This window comes from Kitasatospora sp. NPDC056076 (genome assembly GCF_042266305.1).
Lineage (GTDB): Bacteria > Actinomycetota > Actinomycetes > Streptomycetales > Streptomycetaceae > Kitasatospora.
In genome coordinates this window covers 1-1,070 of record NZ_JBHJWG010000142.1, presented here as the reverse complement: position 1 = coordinate 1,070, position 1,070 = coordinate 1, and the positions used below count along the sequence as shown (strand labels likewise).

Genomic DNA, 1,070 nt, shown 5'->3' with positions numbered 1-1,070 from the left:
CTAGGTGTACTGACCACGGAGGTTGGTGACGGGGTTCACGGCTGGGTGATCTTGAAATGAGTGAGGGCCTTCTGGCTCGGTGTGGATTGCGACATCTGCACCGGCTCCCAGAAAGGCCCTCATGCCACACCGTAACGCACCGCTGACCGAGACCGGCCGCCTGCGTCTGGCCCGTTGCGTGGTCGAGGACGGCTGGCCGCTGCGCAGGGCCGCCGAGCGTTTCCAGGTCTCGCCGACGACGGCCAAACGCTGGGCGGACCGCTACCGAGCCCTCGGCGAGGCCGGCATGAGCGACCGCTCCAGCCGGCCGCACCGCAGCCCACGCCGCCTGCCGTCCCGCACCGAGCGGCGGATCGTCAAGGTCCGGGTGCTCCGCCGCTGGGGACCGGCCCGCATCGCCTACCTGCTCCGCCTCAACCCGGCCACCGTCCACCGGGTCCTGGTCCGCTACCGCCTCGCCCGCCTGGCCCACCTCGACCGCGCCACCGCCCGCCCGGTGCGGCGCTACGAACGCGCCGCACCGGGCGAGTTGGTCCACGTCGACATCAAGAAGCTCGGCAACATCCCCGACGGCGGCGGCCACAAGACCCTCGGCCGCCAGGCCAGCCGCAGGACCCGCTCCGGGGCCGGTTACAGCTACCTGCACAACGCCGTGGACGACCACTCCCGCCTTGCCTACAGCGAGATCCTGCCCGACGAGCGCAAGGAGACCGCCGCCGCGTTCTGGACCCGGGCGAACGCGTTCTTCGCCCGGGCGGGGATCACCGTCCAGCGCGTGCTGACCGACAACGGCTCCTGTTACCGCTCGCACCCGTGGCGTGATGCCCTCGCCGTCGAGGGCATCACGCACAAACGCACCCGGCCCTACCGGCCGCAGACCAACGGCAAGGTCGAGCGCTTCAACCGCACCCTGCTCGACGAGTGGGCCTACGCCAGGCCCTACCGCACCGAACAGGAACGCCGCGACGCCTACCCCGACTGGCTCCACACCTACAATCACCACCGCGGACACACCGCACTCGCAGGCAAGCCACCCGCCAGCCGCGTCCCCAACCTCACAGGACAGAACA

The 1,070-nt window shown here is 70.7% G+C and carries 1 protein-coding gene; it reads left to right on the top strand.

Annotated elements, in window-relative coordinates; all coding sequences use genetic code 11:
* Positions 1–121: 121 nt before the first annotated feature.
* Positions 122–1,070 (top strand): IS481 family transposase (locus ACFC1T_RS38475; RefSeq protein WP_375897481.1); only part of this gene is annotated, 949 nt, incomplete at its 3' end.